General features: G+C 58.3%; 16 protein-coding genes. 8 read left to right on the top strand and 8 right to left on the bottom strand.

Features of this window, described 5'->3' with window-relative positions; genetic code table 11:
* The first annotated feature begins 41 nt into the window (after window positions 1-41).
* From JJQ51_RS28305 to JJQ51_RS28290, 4 genes are all read left to right on the top strand, one after another.
* Complete coding sequence (locus JJQ51_RS28305; protein ID WP_113332656.1) at window positions 42-953, top strand: ABC transporter permease; 912 nt, start codon at window positions 42-44, stop codon at window positions 951-953.
* A gap of 1 nt (window position 954) precedes the next feature.
* Window positions 955-1,776: an ABC transporter permease gene (locus tag JJQ51_RS28300; RefSeq protein WP_069615545.1), complete on the top strand. Its 822-nt coding sequence runs from the start codon at window positions 955-957 to the stop codon at window positions 1,774-1,776.
* A 4-nt stretch (window positions 1,777-1,780) separates the two neighbouring features.
* Window positions 1,781-2,524: an aspartate/glutamate racemase family protein gene (locus JJQ51_RS28295; protein WP_145317753.1), complete on the top strand. Its 744-nt coding sequence runs from the start codon at window positions 1,781-1,783 to the stop codon at window positions 2,522-2,524.
* A gap of 108 nt (window positions 2,525-2,632) precedes the next feature.
* Window positions 2,633-3,919, top strand: coding sequence for a DUF763 domain-containing protein (locus JJQ51_RS28290; protein WP_113351204.1), 1,287 nt, complete (start codon window positions 2,633-2,635; stop codon window positions 3,917-3,919).
* A 47-nt stretch (window positions 3,920-3,966) separates the two neighbouring features.
* Here JJQ51_RS28290 and JJQ51_RS28285 read toward each other — a convergent pair whose 3' ends face one another.
* Entirely contained in the window at window positions 3,967-6,303 is a 2,337-nt protein-coding gene (locus JJQ51_RS28285; protein ID WP_113351170.1) for a glucose/quinate/shikimate family membrane-bound PQQ-dependent dehydrogenase, read from the bottom strand.
* Between the two features lie 354 nt (window positions 6,304-6,657).
* Here JJQ51_RS28285 and JJQ51_RS28280 point away from each other — a divergent pair, with 354 nt between their 5' ends.
* Window positions 6,658-6,846, top strand: coding sequence for a hypothetical protein (locus JJQ51_RS28280; RefSeq protein WP_113332651.1), 189 nt, complete (start codon window positions 6,658-6,660; stop codon window positions 6,844-6,846).
* A 21-nt stretch (window positions 6,847-6,867) separates the two neighbouring features.
* Here JJQ51_RS28280 and JJQ51_RS28275 read toward each other — a convergent pair whose 3' ends face one another.
* From JJQ51_RS28275 to JJQ51_RS28265, 3 genes are all read right to left on the bottom strand, one after another.
* Window positions 6,868-7,596, bottom strand: coding sequence for an esterase family protein (locus JJQ51_RS28275; RefSeq protein ID WP_113351171.1), 729 nt, complete (start codon window positions 7,594-7,596; stop codon window positions 6,868-6,870).
* Complete coding sequence (locus JJQ51_RS28270; RefSeq protein WP_113351172.1) at window positions 7,593-8,552, bottom strand: acetylxylan esterase; 960 nt, start codon at window positions 8,550-8,552, stop codon at window positions 7,593-7,595. The genes JJQ51_RS28275 and JJQ51_RS28270 overlap by 4 nt, the downstream gene beginning before the upstream one ends.
* Before the next feature lie 82 nt (window positions 8,553-8,634).
* The gene (locus tag JJQ51_RS28265) at window positions 8,635-9,192 is read right to left on the bottom strand and encodes a GNAT family N-acetyltransferase (RefSeq protein WP_113351173.1); all 558 of its coding nucleotides are present in this window, start codon (window positions 9,190-9,192) and stop codon (window positions 8,635-8,637) included.
* A 283-nt stretch (window positions 9,193-9,475) separates the two neighbouring features.
* Between JJQ51_RS28265 and JJQ51_RS28260 the strand changes: the two genes are divergently transcribed.
* From JJQ51_RS28260 to JJQ51_RS28250, 3 genes are all read left to right on the top strand, one after another.
* The gene (locus tag JJQ51_RS28260) at window positions 9,476-9,697 is read left to right on the top strand and encodes a hypothetical protein (RefSeq protein ID WP_113332647.1); all 222 of its coding nucleotides are present in this window, start codon (window positions 9,476-9,478) and stop codon (window positions 9,695-9,697) included.
* Between the two features lie 30 nt (window positions 9,698-9,727).
* Complete coding sequence (locus JJQ51_RS28255) at window positions 9,728-10,033, top strand: hypothetical protein (protein ID WP_113351174.1); 306 nt, start codon at window positions 9,728-9,730, stop codon at window positions 10,031-10,033.
* A 312-nt stretch (window positions 10,034-10,345) separates the two neighbouring features.
* Window positions 10,346-12,136: a GGDEF domain-containing protein gene (locus tag JJQ51_RS28250; RefSeq protein WP_152096576.1), complete on the top strand. Its 1,791-nt coding sequence runs from the start codon at window positions 10,346-10,348 to the stop codon at window positions 12,134-12,136.
* A gap of 52 nt (window positions 12,137-12,188) precedes the next feature.
* On the opposite strand, the gene JJQ51_RS28245 is transcribed toward JJQ51_RS28250, so the two are convergent.
* From JJQ51_RS28245 to JJQ51_RS28230, 4 genes are read right to left on the bottom strand one after another with little or no spacing between them, the layout of a single operon-like run.
* Window positions 12,189-13,151: a Csu type fimbrial protein gene (locus tag JJQ51_RS28245; protein ID WP_113351176.1), complete on the bottom strand. Its 963-nt coding sequence runs from the start codon at window positions 13,149-13,151 to the stop codon at window positions 12,189-12,191.
* A 15-nt stretch (window positions 13,152-13,166) separates the two neighbouring features.
* Complete coding sequence (locus tag JJQ51_RS28240; RefSeq protein WP_113351205.1) at window positions 13,167-15,530, bottom strand: fimbria/pilus outer membrane usher protein; 2,364 nt, start codon at window positions 15,528-15,530, stop codon at window positions 13,167-13,169.
* 22 nt (window positions 15,531-15,552) lie between these two features.
* Window positions 15,553-16,272: a fimbrial biogenesis chaperone gene (locus tag JJQ51_RS28235; RefSeq protein WP_113351177.1), complete on the bottom strand. Its 720-nt coding sequence runs from the start codon at window positions 16,270-16,272 to the stop codon at window positions 15,553-15,555.
* A gap of 25 nt (window positions 16,273-16,297) precedes the next feature.
* The gene (locus tag JJQ51_RS28230; protein WP_113351178.1) at window positions 16,298-16,795 is read right to left on the bottom strand and encodes a Csu type fimbrial protein; all 498 of its coding nucleotides are present in this window, start codon (window positions 16,793-16,795) and stop codon (window positions 16,298-16,300) included.
* Between the last annotated feature and the right edge of the window lie 376 nt (window positions 16,796-17,171).

Here is a 17,171-nt window from a genome sequence, read left to right as displayed (position 1 = left end):
CCGATACGGGGGGAGGATCCTATCAATGGAGAAGCCGGACTATGGCGACAATCGCTTCCTCGGATGCGGAGCAGGAAACTCAAAAGGCCCGACGCGGCTTCGCCGTGCCCGGCTGGACCGTTGCTTATCTGCAGGCAACGCCGCTGTTTCTCATTCTCGGCTTCTTCTTCCTGTTACCGATCGCCATGATCGGCGTCGTCAGTTTCTGGGATTATGATTTCGCTGGCCTTTATCCGGCATTCCTGACCACGAATTATACCGATACGCTCGGTTCGTGGGTTACGTGGAAAACCTACCTCAACACATTGAAATTCACAGCAATTGTCTGGGCGCTGACGCTCTTCATCGGCTTCTGGGTCGCCTATTTTCTTGCCTTCCATATTCGCCGCACCTCGACGCAGATGATCCTTTTCCTCGTCTGCACCGTGCCCTTCATGACATCCAACATCATCCGCATGATCTCGTGGATACCCGTTCTCGGGCGCAACGGGCTGGTCAATTCGACGCTGATCGAGATGGGCCTCATCCCGCAGCCGATCGAATGGCTGCTCTATTCCGATTTCGCCGTCGTGCTCGCCATGGTCCATCTCTATACGCTCTTCATGGTCACTCCGATCTTCAACACGCTGATGCGTATCGACCGTTCGCTGTTTGAAGCCGCGCGCGATGCCGGCGCCAGCGGATGGCAGGTGTTGTGGAATGTGGTGATCCCGCTTGCCAAGCCCGGAATGGCGATCGGCAGCATCTTCGTCGTCACGCTCGTCATGGCGGATTTTTCCACCGTGCAGGTGATGTCGGGCGGCCAAAGCGCATCCATCGCGCTGATGATGAAGAACCAGATGTCGCTGCTGCAATATCCGGCCGCAGCCGCCAATGCGGTCGTGCTGCTGATCGTCGTGCTGCTGATGGTTGCCGCCATCCTGCGTATCGTCGATATCCGCAAGGAGCTCTAGGATGAACCGTGAAAAGCGCAGCCTGGAATTTTATGTTCTCGCGATCTTCTTCACGATCTTCGTGTTGTTTCTCTATGGCCCACTGTCGGCGGTCATCATCCTGTCTTTCCAGGGGCCGGATGGCGGCTTGACCTTCCCGTTGAATGGCGTCTCACTGCATTGGTTCGCCAATCTTTTTGAGAAGCAGGCGGTCGGCGATTTCGGCGCCTCGTTCCAGCGCTCGCTGATCCTTGGCGTCATGGTCATGATCGTCACCGTCGTTGTGTCGCTGCTGGCAGGGCTAGCCTTTCGCCGCCGGTTCCGCGGATCGACATTCCTGTTCTATGCGACGGTTGCGAGCCTCGTCGTCCCATCCATCATCATCTCGCTCGGGATCGGCGTCGTCTTCCAGCAGGGCGGCATTGCGCCGGCCTGGTATTCCTCTGCCTTCGGCGCGCATTTGACCTGGACCTTGCCTTTCGGCGTGCTGATCATGTTTGCAGTCTTCAACCGGTTTTCGCCGGCCTATGAGGAGGCCGCTCGCGATCTTGGCGCCAGCTCCTGGCAAACCTTCCGTCATGTCGTGCTGCCGATGATCGCACCGAGCCTGATCGGCGTCGGCCTCTTCGGCTTCACGCTGTCTTACGACGAGTTCGCTCGCACCCTGATGACATCGGGCACCTACAACACTCTGCCGCTCGAGATCTACGGCATGACGACGAACGTCACGACGCCGGTGCTCTATGCGCTCGGGACGGTGACGACGCTCTTTTCCTTCACCATCATTCTGCTGGCGCTTGCGGTCATGACCATGCTCGGCCGCCGTCAAGCCAAGAAAAGTTGAGATCATGCGCCTGCTGCTCATCAATCCGAACACCACCGTTTCCATGACGGAGAAGGCGGCCATCGCTGCGCGTGCCGTAGCAGGCCCCGGCACCGAGATCATCGCCGCCACCTCGCAGATGGGGCCGGCTTCGATCGAGGGCTATTACGATGGAGCTATTGCCGTGCCCGGCATGCTGCGCGAGCTGAAGGAGAGGCAGGCTGAAGGTTATGACGCCGCGATCATCTGCTGCTTCGACGACACCGGCCTGGAGCCCGCACGCATGTTTTGCAACGTTCCGGTCGTCGGTCTCTGCGAGGCGGCCGTCGCGACGGCCGGCTTCCTGGCACAGCGCTTTAGCGTGGTGACGACGCTCGAGCGGTCACGCATCCTCATCGACAATCTTGTCCATCGTTATGGCATGGGCGCGCGGGCAAAGGTTCGCGCCTCCGACATCCCTGTGCTCGAGCTTGAAGATTCGTCTTCGGGTGCAATCGGAAAGCTGAGGGCGGAAATCGAGCGCGCGCTTGCCGAAGACGGAGCAGAAGCCATCGTCCTCGGCTGCGCCGGGATGACCGATCTGGCAAGAGAACTACAGTCGATTTACGGCGTCCCGGTCGTGGATGGTGTCGCCGCAGCGGTCAAGCAGGCCGAAGCTTTGGTGTCTCTGGGACTATCCACCAGCAAGCGCAGTTCCTACGCCTCGCCATTGCCAAAGCCCTTTTCGGGGGCAATGCAGGATTTTGCACCGGCACCGGTATTGGCCTAATCTCATCACAATCCAACAGTACCACCTCCAATGATCGCTAAGCGTTGCGATTGGCATATCTTCGCTGCCGGGACTACAATGTCTCGGTAAAGAACGAGAGTCGTGGATTTGGCACAGAGAGCCGGCAAAGCTGATCTTCCCCTGCATGGCGGACGCGTACCGCGCTGGCTTGGCGATCGCATGACGCGCCTGGGCGCTGTCATTACCGAAGCGATCGTGCAGCATTATGGGCGTGACGAGCTGTTTCGCCGTCTCGCCAATCCCTTCTGGTTCCAGTCCTTCGGCGCCGTCATGGGCATGGACTGGCATTCCTCGGGGATCACGACAAGCGTTCTCGGTGCCTTGAAGCGCGGTCTGACGCCGCTTTCCGGCGAACTCGGAATCCACGTTTGCGGCGGCCGCGGTGCGCAGTCGCGCAAGACGCCGGACGAGCTCATCCATATCGGCGATCGCGTCGGCCTCGACGGCGCGTCCCTTGCCATGAAAAGCCGGCTGATCGCGAAGGTGGATAGCGCGGCCGTGCAGGATGGCTTCGATCTCTATCTGCATGGTTTCATCGTCGCCGATGACGGCAAGTGGGTCGTCATCCAGCAGGGCATGAACGATGAACGGCGGCAGGCGCGGCGGTATCATTGGCTATCGGAGGGTTTGACGAACTTCCTGGATTCGCCACACTCTGCCATCGAGGGGCGCGAGCAGGGCGAGATCATTAATCTCGCCGATCGACGCGCCGGCCACTCCCGCGACGGTCAGCTGGATTTGCTCGCTTCCCTGGGGCCGGATAAAATCGTCCGCGAATTCAACGCTCTGGAAGGGAAAGTTCCAGCAATCGGCAAACAAGAAGCGCAACCGATGCTGCCATATCTTATCATGCCGGCACATCACGACGTGCGTCAGGAAGATGTGAACATGCGGCGCCTGCACGGAAATCTTGCTGCGGCTGCCGATCGTGGTCCGGTGGATTTCGAGGATCTGCTTCTGACGCCCGGCGTCGGCGCACGCACTGTAAAAGCTTTGGCGATGGTCGCTGAAGTCGTTCACGGCGCACCTTGCCGCTTCTCCGATCCCGCGCGCTTCTCGCTCGCCCATGGCGGCAAGGACCGGCATCCCTTTCCGGTGCCGCTGAAGGTCTATGACGAGACCATCAATGTGATGAAATCGGCGGTCAGGAAAGGGCGTCTCGGTCGCGACGAAGAATTGTCTGCGCTGAAGCGCCTGGATGACCAATCGAGAATACTGGAGCGCTATGTCACCGGCCCCGATCTCAAGGAGATCGTAGCGGGCGAATTCGACCGCTCCTTCTCCTATGGCGGCCGCAGCGTTTTCGGCTGGGAGCCTCCCGTGGACGCCGAGGACGATGGTGCCGAGGGCGGCCTCCGCTCTTCGAAGAGCTAAGCCGGGTACGGCAGAAGGGAGCGGCTTAGCGCCGCTCCATCATCGACTCATGGCAGCGTATAGCCGATCACATAGTCGCCTGGTTTTGTTCCCACAGAACCGTGACCACCGGCCACCATGACGACATATTGCTTGTCGTCGCTGGCGGTATAGGTCATCGGCGTTGCCTGGCCACCCGCCGGTAGACGCGCCTGCCAGAGTTGTCTCCCGGTCGTCACGTCATATGCCCTGAGATAATCATCCACGGCTGCCCCCAGGAATGCTACTCCGCCCTTGGTGACGATCGGCCCGCCAATGCCGGGAACGCCGACCTTGAAGGGAAGGGGCAGCGGCGTCATATCGTGAACGGTGCCGTTCTTATGCTTGTAGGCGATCTTGCCGGTCTTCAGATCGACACCGGCGACATAGCCCCAAGGCGGTGCTTGACAGGGGATGCCGAGCGGGCTGACGAACGGCCCCATATAGACGCCATAGGGTGAACCTTCGTTTCGGTTCAGCCCCTGTTCGCTACCCTTGTCGCCGGCTCCCTTCGGCGGGATCTCGGCGCGCGGCACGAGTCTCGAGGTGAAGGCGAGATAAGTCGGCATGCCGAACATGATCTGCCGTTCGGGATCGACGGCGACGCTGCCCCAGTTGAAGGTGCCGAAATTGCCGGGGAAGATGATGGAGCCGCGCAGCGACGGGGGCGTGTAGCGGCCTTCATATTGATGCTGATGGAAGGCGATACGGCAGGCGAGCTGATCGAACAGCGAAACGCCCCACATGTCCTTTTCCTGTAAGGGCGGCGGCGAGAAGGTCAGATCGGAGATCGGCTGTGTCGGTGAGGCGTGATCTTCCGGAATGGTGCCGGCGGGAGCCGGAATTTCCTTGAAGGGAATGATCGGCGCGCCGGTACGGCGGTCGAGCACGTAGATATCGCCCTGCTTGGTCGAGGCAACCAGCGCAGGAACCGTGCTGCCGTCGGCCTTGGTCAGATCGACGAGCACGGGCTGGGCCGGCACGTCCATGTCCCAGAGATCGTGATGGACGAATTGCTGCACCCATTTGAGCTGGCCGGTATTGATATCGAGCGCCACAACCGAGGAGGAGAAGCGTTCGACATTGGCGCTGCGGCCCATGCCAAGCTGGTCGGGCGTCTGGTTGCCAAGCGGAACATAAACCATGCCGAGCTTTTCGTCGGCGCTTGAAACCGACCAGCTATTCGGTGAGTTGGTCGTATACGTCTGCCCGGCAGGCAGCGGCGCCGTCTGATCGGGATTGCCCGAATCCCAGTTCCAGAGCAGTGCGCCCGTCCGGGCATCGAAGGCGCGGATGACGCCGGATTGCTCCTGGGTGGAATAGTTATCGTTTACCGCGCCGCCAATAATGATCTTGTCGGCGACGATCACGGGCGGCGAGGTCGAATAATAATAGCCCGCCGGATTGTATTTCATGCCGGTTTCAAGATGCAGGGTGCCCTGATTGGCAAAACTCGGACAAACCTTGCCGTTGGCGGCATCGAGCGCGATCAGCCTGGCATCCGAGGTCGGCAGATAGACGCGATCGGCACACGGCGCTCCCGCGGCAACTGCCGTGTCATGGTAATAGGAGACGCCGCGGCAGGTCTGATGCTGTCGGTTGGGGTTCATGCCGGCATTGGCATCGTAGCGCCATTTTTCCTTGCCGTCCGTCGCACCGATGGCGATCGCCAGGCTATGGGGTGTGCAGATGTAAAGCGTGTCGCCGATCTTCAGCGGCGTGACCTGATAGGTCGTCTCGCCAATGTCGTCGGGACGCTTCACATCGCCGGTCTGATAGCGCCAGACTTCTTTGAGGTTCGCGACATTCTGCGCATTGATCTGATCGAGGGGCGAGTAACGCTGGCCGAAGGAGGTTCTGCCATACTGATGCCATTCACCATCCGGCACATCGCCGCCCATCGGGGCATTCGCAGCCATTGTCGTTGGCAGATTACCGGAGAGATCATGTGGATCTGTCGTCATCGAATAGACGGCTACTAGGATGGCGATGATCAAGGGGATCGCGAGCGGCCAGGGATTGGCCCCGTAGTGAACGCCGTCCAGGCTGCGAAAGCCCAGCGGGCGCCGGACCCATGGTATCAATAGCCACAGACCGATCAGAATGATCAACCCGCCGCGCGGGCCGAGTTGCCACCAGTCGAAACCGACCTCCCATATCGCCCATCCAAGCGCTGCCAGCACGAAGATCGCGTAGAACCAGAGCGCGGCGGCTTTCCGCGTATAAAGCAGGATGGCGGTTACCAGGAAGGCAAGACCGGCCAAAAGATAAAAAAGGCTTCCACCGAGCAGTGCAAGCCACAGCCCACCGCCGCCGAGCGCCAGACCGATAAGTGCGAGGATGATCGATGTGATTACGAGGGCCATGATCTGCTCCAATCTAACCGTCGATGAGACAGTGATTACTCGAAGGCTTGCAAACTCGCGCGAAGTCCCTCCGGACCTCGACGGCTGGCTATAACGAAATCGGTGTCTGTAGTTTCGCCGGCAACGAGAGGAGCCACGCCCAGGGCGATTTGGATCGGTTCATCAATCCCCCTAATCAAATCAGAGACTGAACGTCACGATTGCGAGAATGTTCCAATCCACTCACCCGTTCAAGCTTTAGGATCTGTGGACTGATTTGATTAACGAACGTAGTTAATTTTTTAACAATTGTTGAGATACTAATGGAACAGATATTGGAATCAAGGGTTTCCGTGCAGAGCCGGAGGACTATAAATGAATATGAAGATCGTGACTGCCCAATCGGAAGTAGCAACCGAGGACACCGGCACTTATCCGGATGGCATGATGGAACGTATTCTTGTCGAGTTTTCCGCAAGCTCCGAACGGCAGCATCGCAAATCTCACGAGCGTGATTACGGCACGCACAAGGTGCTACGGCCGATCCCGGTCGGGCTTGCTTGAGCGACCGGAAACGCGCTTTCGCTAGATGTAGAGCGGCGCCATTCGCCGCCATGCGCCTGCCTGATGGGCGCGCCCATCCCATACATGCAGCCGATGATCGATCCGCTTGTCGGCTAGCAAGTGGCTCAGATACCGATTGTTGTCGAGGAAGGGATCGGCATCTCCGATCGCCATCACGATGTCGATCTGGCGCAGGCTCTCCAACCGCCATTCGCAGGCAAGTCTCGGCAGAAAATGCGTCGGGGTGTGAAAATAGATATCGTCGTCGTAATAACCGTCGAATAGATCCGTGAAGGATTCGACATTCGTCGTCAGGTCGTAACGGCCGGAAAAGACGACCAGCTTGCGGAAGAGGTGAGGGTGGCGAAAAACCAGACTCGCGGCTTGGAAAGCGCCGAGGCTGCAGCCGTGAACAATGGTGCACTCGTGCCCGTTCTTCTGCGCCATCAGCGGCAGGACTTCGTTGAGAATATATTCCTCGAAAGCGTTATGTCTGCGAATGCGCTCGGCCGGATGGCGATGGAAACCGTAGAAGGTTTCGGTTGCCAGTCCCTCGATGCAGTAGAGCTGAAGCTGTCCGGCATTCAGCTTGTCCGCGAGGCTGGCGACGATGCCGACCTGCTCATATTCCCAGAAGCGACCGTCGCGGGTGGGAAATACCAATACCTTGGCGCCGGCATGGCCGAACACCAGCAACTCCATGTCGCGATGCAGCCGAGGACTGTACCAGCATAGGTATTCGCGGTTCATAGCACCTTGAAGAATTGCCCGACCTTGTCTCGCAGAATTGCGTTCTGCTGCTCGCCGCCAGTATAATCGAAGTGACCGGCATCCAGAATGAAGATTTCGTTAAATTTCTGCAGCGCATTTGCGACAGAGAACTGGCAGGGTGGCGCGACGGCGGGATCGAAAAGCGCGGGTGCGACAAGCATCGGCACAGTGATACGCTGAGCGGCGATCGCAGCATCGAAGAACCGCAGTGTCTCAAGAACGGTGCCGTGCTTTTGCTGATAGGCCTGAACCGATTGGGCGCTGCCGACTGTTGGCAGTGTCAGCCATAGCTGCCGGTGGCCAAAAGTCGGGACGATGAGATGGCCGCGCCTGATCCGCGCATCGAAAGGAATTGCCAGGGCACCGATGCCGCCACCGAAACTGATGCCGCTATAGCCGATATGGCCGGCAAGCCAGGGATAGAGGGTCTCCAATGTCGAGACGGCGAGCCAAATGTCTTCCACGCAGCCGCCGATGACATAGGTATCGCGGCTTTCGATGCCGCAAAGGACATGGCCCGACGCATCCGAGGGGATTTTCGGGCTGGCGCTGAGGGAGAGCCCGCGGCAGCAGGGAAAAAGGATCGCCGTTTCTTCTACCGGCCAATCGAATTCCGGTTGGTCTCTTCCGCCATATCCGTGTCCGACAACGAGGCCGCGCCGCACCTGTCCGCTGCGGGGAATGAGCAGCCAGCCATTGATCTGAAATAACCCTGTCGACGCGTAGCTGATATCAAAGACGTGCCAATTGTCGTGGCGCAGCTTGCTGTGGCGAAGCTTGGGTTGCGGATCGACGGCGAGAGCCGCCCTGTAGCGCTGCTGCCAGAAATCGTCGAAGCCCGCCGGGGCTTCCGGCGTCTCTATCGCCTGCAACTGTGCAAGCTGCATGCCATAGGTCGGATCAAAATCGAAGGGGTGGGATGTCGGTATGCTCATGGCAAATATTTCGCGTGAGAGGACGGGGAACGCAAGAATAGGGATGGCCGATCCGCAGGCTTTCGGAGCGGCTTACTCCTGTTCATTCATGGATTTTCTGCTTGGGACGGTCGATGCGATAGAGCACGTGCGGTCGCAGAATATGGCCTGGCGGCACGGTGATGTCATCGAAATCACCGCCCTCGACATAGATCATGCCAATTTTCTCCATCACGCGGCGGGAAGGAATGTTGATCGCCGAGGTATAGCCGATCACACAATCAGCCTGCAGTTCCTGCCAGGCGAAATCCAGGCAACGCCGGCTGATTTCCGCCGCGTAACCCTGCCGCCAGTATGCACGCCCCAGAATCCAACCGATCTCCAATGGAAAATCGCCCGGAACTTCCGGACCAGGGCGTGAAAGACCCGCGCCGCCAATCAGTGCGCCATCGGCTTTCCGCTCGACGGCCATGAAGCCGAAACCTTCGTTGGCCAACTGCGCGTTGGCTTCATCGATCAGTTCATCTGTCTCGGCAGCCGTGAGCAGGCTCGGATAGTAATATTGCCGAACCTGCGCATCCGCGTTTACGGCTGCAAAAGGAGCGCGGTCGCTATCCTGCCAAGGCCTGAGAACGAGCCGGGAGGTTTCCAGAGTAAGCATCGTTCTCCCAGGGACGAACGGATTGATCTCGATGGCGCGATCGCGCCCAATCTTTGACAGGGCGGCAGGCTGCGCCGCATCTCCATCGATGAATTCATCATGAAAGTCTATATCTGCCTACCGATATTAGCCTCTGTGCTTTCTGCCGCACAGCTGGAAAGATGACGCAAATAGACTTGGTTTGTTGCGAACTGCTGTCGCTTCCTTGCCTTCGTTGAGGTATAGTGTAAGCATGATCAGGGTCCTAACGATACTTGCGGGAATTTCGATTGCAGGTTCCGCAATGGCGGGTCAAATCACTCAAAGCACCTACAATGTTCAGGATTGCTCGAGTGCGGTGGATCAGGTTCTGTCGACGACCAAGGGACGCCTCCTATCCGTCAAGCCACGTGAGAATCGTTGTATCGTGACTGTGATCGTTCAGCATGGCGAGCAACGACCGGAAAAGGTCGTGGTTCGTGTCGACTACGGCAATAATGACAACAGCCAGGAAAATGGCCAATAACCGAAAGCGGTGAAAGGGACCGCGTGAGAAATGGGCGAAGTCATCCAGTTTCGGCCCGCAGCGAGATACGGCAAGCACCTTGATGCGCAGGCTCGCATGGAAAGGGAGCTGCAGCTTCCCCTTGCAATGGCGAATCAAACCACCCGAAAGGCCGGCCGCGCGAATCCGCCGGATACGTCGACGGCTCCCAACTCAAAAATTGGGCTTCCCATTAGCGGCATCGTCATCGTAGTCGGCTCTATCCTGGTCTATGCGCTGGTGATATCCCATGTCGTCGGCCAGCCACATTATTCGGCTCGGGCCAACCTGATGCCTTCGATTTTTCTGCAAAACTAGACTTGCCCGGCAAGAACCGCTTGATGAAGCAGGTCCGCTATCAAGCAGTTGCGATACGCGCCGCGAACGCATTTTCGGCACTATTCTTTCCTATCGCATGCGCGGAGCACGACGCCGGCAACCAGCCGCAATATAATTGCGGCTCAAGATCGACAAAACTGTCATCCCGCGCGCGGAAGACTGTCATATCAGGCCGACTGTTCGGATATGCGGACTTAAAGAACATGAGAAAGATTTAAGCCTGTTCGTTAAGTGAAGATTCCATCAAATCTGATGTAATCCGCAATAGACGGTGATTTTGGAGAGCATTTATTGTCGCGGCTTAAAATTCAACAGCTACAATGGATCGGCGCAATAGCTGTTATCATGGTTTGCCTGATGATGGCCGGCTCGACGATTGCCTTCAGCCTGTCGGATTACCTCAACTACAAACGCGGCGTGATCGAATTCGGTCGTTTTCATACTGCACTGCATGCGGCCGCGACGATATCGAGAGAGCGCGGTCCTGCAAACAGTCTCATGGGCGCTTCGGAGCGTGAACAAGCGCAATTTGCCGCCGATCTGAAAGCAAGCCGCGAAGCAACCGATAGGGATATCGCCAAGCTTGAAGCGCTCTTTAAAACGGAAATAGACCAGTCCGCTGAAATGCGCAGCGCATTCATGGCGCTTAAGGCTCAGCTGGAGAGCGGCCGCCAGGCGGTCGATGCAGTGGCCGCCTTGCCACGCGGCGAGCGCAGCGGCGTAAAGATCGCAGACGCCATACAGGCGATGTTCCGTGCAGCGGATCGCGCCCAGGATTACCGGGATGTCGCCGGCCGATCGGTCATCGCACTGGCGCCTGAGACAGGCGCCGAAGTCATGCTGACCTCGATGGCCGGAACGCTCAGAGAGCGTGCCGGAAGGCTGGGCTCCTATGTCGTCATAATGCTGGCCTCGCAGGGGCAAGCCCGTTCCCACTATAGAGCTGCGTTCGACAACGAGTTAAACCGGCTTTTTGAAGTGAATGCGCTGCTGAAAACCTATGCGCCCGTTACATTGCAATCGCAGGCTTTGGCAAGGCTGTTGGATCAGGTGACGGTCAGTTACTTTGCCGGAGCGCTGCCTTACGCTCAGCGCGTCGCCTTTGATCCGAATGCGAGCGATGCGCTCACACCCGGAGAGTTCACAGCGAAATACGTGCCTGGAATGAAATCGACCGAGAACCTGCGTGAACTCATCGAAACCGCGGCATTGAATTCTCTTGGAGAAGTACGGCAGAAATCCCTGAGAGCCATGCTGATCTCCGCGCTGCTTGCCGTCATGGCGGTATCGGTTGTGATTGGGTTGGCCTACGTGCTCAGGCGTTCGCTCTTTCGGCCGATGCTGGCCGTCATGCGACAGATCGACGAGATTGCCGTCGGCAACCTTACGACGCCACCACCGATACCTCACGCCGGACGTGAAATGCGGGAGCTGTTCCTGCGTCTTGACCTTTTGCGTGAGCAGCAACGCTTCAAGCGGCACCTGGAAATGGAGCGCAAATCGATGACGGAGGAGTTGAGGCGTCTCTCCCAGACGGATGCACTCACTGGCCTTCTCAATCGGCGCGCATTGGAGGATGCGGTGGAGGAATTGCTCGCGACCCCGACAGCGGGCTCCCGAGGCTTTGCAATCATCATGTTCGATATCGACCATTTCAAATCGATCAATGATCGGTACGGTCACGCCGTCGGCGACATGGTGCTGCAAAGAACGGCGCAGATTCTAGGCCCGTGCCTGCGCGCCGCCGATCTATTCGCCCGCTACGGCGGTGAGGAATTCATCGTCGTAATGGGTGACGTCACCGAGGCCTCGGCGCGTTCAACGGCCGAGCGATTGCGGGAAACATTAGCGCAAGCCGTCGTCAGCGATGAGCATGGCTTGAAGGTGACTGCGAGCTTCGGCGTCGATTGGCAGGCGCAATGCATGTTCGAAAATTGGGAAAAGCTGGTCGTCGTTGCGGACAACCGGCTCTATCAAGCCAAGCGCAACGGGCGCAATTTGGTCTGCTCATCCGAGAAGACGACTGGACAGACGGCAATCTCCGCCTCGAGACGCGGCCAGAGCGGCGCAAGCGCGGCCTGACACGCTTCGCTATGACCGAGATCATCCGAACCTGCTCGTTGGAAGCTCGTGGTCAGTAGGTAAGCGTCACCACGACCGTATCGGTGTAAGTGCCTGAGGATGGCGTGGTCTGCGGTGGCACTCGGCCGTAGACCGTCAGCAGTTGAGCACTGCCGGTTCCCGTTCCGGCGACGGTGCTGCCCGGCGTATTGGCATCGCCCCAGGGCTGCGACCGGTTGGTATCCTTGTAGAGGCCGTAGGTCACCGTCTCCGATCCTTTCGCCATTTTTCTCGCCGTCGGCGGAGCATTCGCGCCACCACCGCCCAAGGAGATCGTATAGGTTGTGCCCGGCGTACAGGTTGCCGTGACGGAACCCGTGGCATCGACATTCGTGCTCAATACGCCCTGTGTCCCGAAATCGATGTTCTGGACAGTGACGAGGCAATTGGCGGCGACGGTTGCATTGACGCTGAACGACGCGGTTCCAATCGTTCCAGAGGGAGCTGAACAGGTAGTCGCACTACTGTAGCTGTAATAGAAGGAGGTGTAGGTCGATGTGAAGCTGGACGTAAACGACCCCGGTACTGCCGTCGACGGAGAGCCGAGCGCAGCTCCATAGACCGTCATGCTGCCGGTTGCGCCGATCAACGAGCCATTCAGCAGGGCCATTGTCAGCGCATAGACTGGTGCGCGTGATGGATAGGACCAGCTACTCGATCCCCACACCACGCTTCGGCCGTTGTCGGAATAGAGCTGATAGTTCAAAGAACTGCTGCCGTTCAACATCTGGCGCGCCGCGGCCGACGATGCTCCTCCACTGCCGGCGCCGATGTCGGGGCAAATCAGAAGCCGCTTGCCCAGGTCCAGGAGCCCGCCGGAACAAGATACACTTATCGTAGATGTCGAATTGACCGGGGTGCCCGATAAGGTATCGACCGCGCCAAAGTTCATATTGGTAGCCGAGAAGTTGCAGCTTTGTGCAGCGCATAGCGAAGGAAACAGCAGTGTGAGCAAAAAAGTGAGCGAACGCAGCATCTTTTCAACTCCCTTTTAAAGGCACCTGACGTCATCGATGACGACCTGTTCGCCTCGCTGCGGCTTGTAGGCGAATTCGGCATGGCACTTCGTTCCGTCTTCAAGTGATATGTCGATCGCGTTCCTTGCGTGCAGTCCGCGAATGTAGGCCTGTCCGTCATAGCCGATGACGAAATCCTCGCTTGATCCTTGTAAGGTGCCGCCGAGCCCGGCACGCAGCGGCACCCCGTTCTTGTCCTTGATCGTAATCAGAGCGGCTTGCGGTGCTTCGGATACACCGAACTTGACGACAACGCCGCTGCGATCCGCCGGCACGACGATTTTCTTCGTTGCCGGCACGTCGGCGTCGACGGGTAGGTTCTTGGGATCGATGGATAGGGTATTCGGTTCATAGGAATTGAGATTGGGCACCAGGATGCGGCCGCTCGAATTGGTCTTGCCGGCAGGCCGGTTCTGCTGCTGAACTTCAACATCGGGAGCGCCGACGTCGACGACGGCAAAGGCATCGTCAATCCTATTGGTGGCAAAGACGCCACCGCCTGCAACAGCGATGGCACCATCGACGCGAGCCGTGGCGTTGGTCCGATGATCCTGCTGTTGAAGACCTGCCTCGACCTGCGCGAAGGGAGCCCGATAGCCGATTGCCGCCTCGCGATACGTGTCTTCGCCTTCGGAGGTGCGTAGGCGCCAGCCGAAGCTGTTGTCCTCCTGCTGCATCGACTTGGAAACGTCGGCCACGACGCCGAGGCCGTTAGGCCCGCCTTGTACGCCCGTATTGGCCGTGACGTTGCCGCCGAAGGGGATGGAGAGGCCGGCAAAGAATCCGAAATTGCTTCGGTCGTCGAGATCGGTGAAGGCGCTCGCATAGACTGTCGCACGCTTGAAGGTCTGACTGTAGGAAAGACCGGCGATCTTGCTCCTGCTGCCATCGGCGCTTTCGAGGTTGGTGTAGGAGAGGTTGAGGCTGGAAAGATCGAGTGGCGTTGGCACGCTCAGCGTGACCTGATCGATGGCTCGCGGTACACCAGCGCTGAGAATGCTAACATCTCCGGCAGTGCTGGTTGTCGGCCGCGCGGAGACCGAGGCTATGTCGTCATAATCGCCAAAGGTCCGCTGCACGCGGGCATAAAGAGCCCATCTGTCGTAACTGAGCTCGAATGCGGCATTCATCAGCGCGCCGGAACGCGACCCGCTTTTGCTTGCCGCGCCCGCTATTGACGCTACACCGAACGAGCTCACCGGAAAGGCGGCTCCCGCACCGCCATTCAGAAGATCGGCACCGCCCTCGAAGTGGCCTTCCAGTGTCAACCAATCGGTCAGGCCGTACCTTGCGGTGGCGGCGCCCATGATACGGCCGTCATAATCATTGGAATCCGTTCCGAAATTTAGACGCGGAGTGCCGAGCTCGGCGGAAAAATCCAACAGGCCTCGGCGCAGAAGCCAGTTGGAGGAATAGAAGGGCAAGGTCTGCGTCGTTTCCCGCCCGAGGCTGTCACGCAAAACGACGGTCGCTTGCCCGCCTCCGGAAAAGACCGGCAGGTTGGTCACCTCGAATGGTCCGGCAGGGACATCGCTCGAATAGGTGCGAACGTTCTGCGTATAGATATCGAGTGTCGAAGGGACGGCGGCCGTCCCGGTAAAGGAAGGCAGCGGTTCGGTCACCAGGTCGGAGCGCAGCGCAAAATTGCGCTGAAACTGAATGCCGCCAAAATAAACTGGCCGTGTCCATGACAGGCCACCGGTCGTCAGGTCGCCAGCACGATAGGTAACGAGATTCTTTGGATCGGAGTAGCTCCAGGTCGTGTTGAGGCGAGTTATACCGTCGAGGCTGCCTTCTGAATATCCGGCGAGGAAGGACTGGCTTAGCGTGCCGTACGGGCTGAAGAGCCGGACATCGAAGGATCCGGATATTCCCTGGAACAGATTTGAACTGCCTTGGAAGAGACCGTTGGAACTTGCGTAGAGGGAATAGTTCAAGACGGCGCCGTAGCCGGCCTGGGGTGCCGGGATCGCGTTTTCCTGCTGCTGTCTGACATTGATGACGCGGGGTGCGCGCCCCTTATCCGTCGTCTGGACATAAAGGCGCTGCGTTTCATCGTCGACCTGATAGGACAAGCCGGGCAAGGTGTTGAGCTCGACCAGCTTGTCGTCGGCCGCGCCGGCTGGCGGCTTAATGCCGACTTCGCGCAGCTCTTCCGCGGTTGCCGCGAGGGAACCGTTCGGACGCTGTTTGAAATTGCCAATCATCTTCATCGATGCATTGTTGATGAATACTTCGAGGTAGACGTCCAGTGTGGCCGCCGGTTGGCCCGCCATGGCTGCGTTTGCCGGCAGATCCGGCACTTCCTGAGCACGCAGCGCCGAAACTGAGAAAAGCATGCATATGAGAACGGTGCCGGCACTACCGTTGATTAACGGCGACTTCAGCATCGAACGGCCCAAGATCGCTCTGGCCATGGAGTGTTACGACGCTGCCGGTGAGGGATTTTGCTGTTCCCATCGGCCATTGCATCGTCGCGCCAGCAAGTACGTATCCAACCAGCCCGTTGCGGCTGCCGATCTTCGTTGTGCCCTGCGCCAGGGTTACGTTCGACAGACGGAAGCGGCTACCGCCATTGTTCCTGCCGGTCAGAGAAAGGTTGTTGCCCTGTCGTTTGAGGCTCCAGACGATATCGGCGGGTTTTACGTCCGGCCGTTTGAAGAAGGCTGGAATGGACTGGCGCATGATGAGGGTGACCGTGCCGGCGCGCGCGCGGGCAGGGTCTGGCAGCTCATCGACGATAACACGATAAGTCTCTTCGGCCCTGACAGGCGCCTTGCTCGTACGAACCACTCTGACTACATACTGAACATTGGGATTCAGTCTCGCCGCGGGCGGGCTGGCAACGACATCCCGGGTCGGCTCCAGGGTTTCTATGCCGCCCGCCTGGCTCCACTTGAAGACACGTATCTGGACGTTGATCGGATGATCTCCGTCATTGGCGAGGTTCAAGACCGTGGCAGCGGCCGGCGCCGTGAGCTCAAGACTTGTGGGAGCCACTCGCAGAGATGCCGCGTTCAAGCCGTAAGCACCGAGCAGCAAAAGCATAGTCGCGGCAATGCATGGCAACATGCGTTGCATGACGGCCTCCTGAATCTGTGAGTTTTCAGTAGGTGACGGTAACCGCCACGGTATCGGTGTAGACGCCCGCGGCTGGGGTGGTCTGCGGGGGTACCCGGCCATAGACATTTATATTCTGGACTGCGCCATTGCCTGTGCCTGAGACGGTATCGGTGCCTATTGTGGTGCCCCAAGTCTGCGTTCGGTTGGCATCGCTGTAGATCGCATAATTGATCGTCGCACTTGCCGGGCCTGTCATGACACGGACAGCTGTTGTCGCTCCCGCACCAGCGCCGGCACTCAGGCCGACATTGTAGGTCTGCCCGGATGTGCATTGCACACCGATGGTGGTTGCCTGATCGATATTGCTGGTGATGACACCGATGGTGCCAAAGTTGAGATTATTGGCGCTCTGTACGAGGCACTGCGCCTGGATGGTGATGGTGACCGTCATATTGGCGGTTGCAGTGGCAGCCATCGCCGGCGATGCTGCCATGGTCATTGCGATACCAGTCAGGACGGCACCGCAGAGCATTCTCAGCATTCACATTCCCCCTCGCATATGCTTCAGAAAATATCAGAATATAATAAAATAAGCACATATATGCTTCGCTGGCAATCAGGCGGGAATGCGCTTGGACGGACGCGACAGCATCGAAAGAATACCCCTAAAGTATAGTTTGATTTTACTCAGCGAATACCCATAGATAATTAATAGTTTTAAAAAACATGGTTAATAATATTCGATGCAATCCACCTGCAGCCAGGATAAGTGCGGCGAGAATATGAGATTCAATTTAACCGAATCAGCGACTTTGAGGAGCCATCCGCCCTGAATGATTCGCCATTTCGATCACATAGCTGCAGCAGAAACATCAATTCTTGCCGTATGTTCGCAGCCGTTTGACTTATACTCGCCA

The sequence above is a fragment of the Rhizobium sp. AG207R genome (assembly GCF_027109195.1).
Classification (GTDB): Bacteria; Pseudomonadota; Alphaproteobacteria; order Rhizobiales; family Rhizobiaceae; genus Rhizobium; species Rhizobium dioscoreae.
This window is presented reverse-complemented; position numbering and strand designations above follow the sequence as displayed.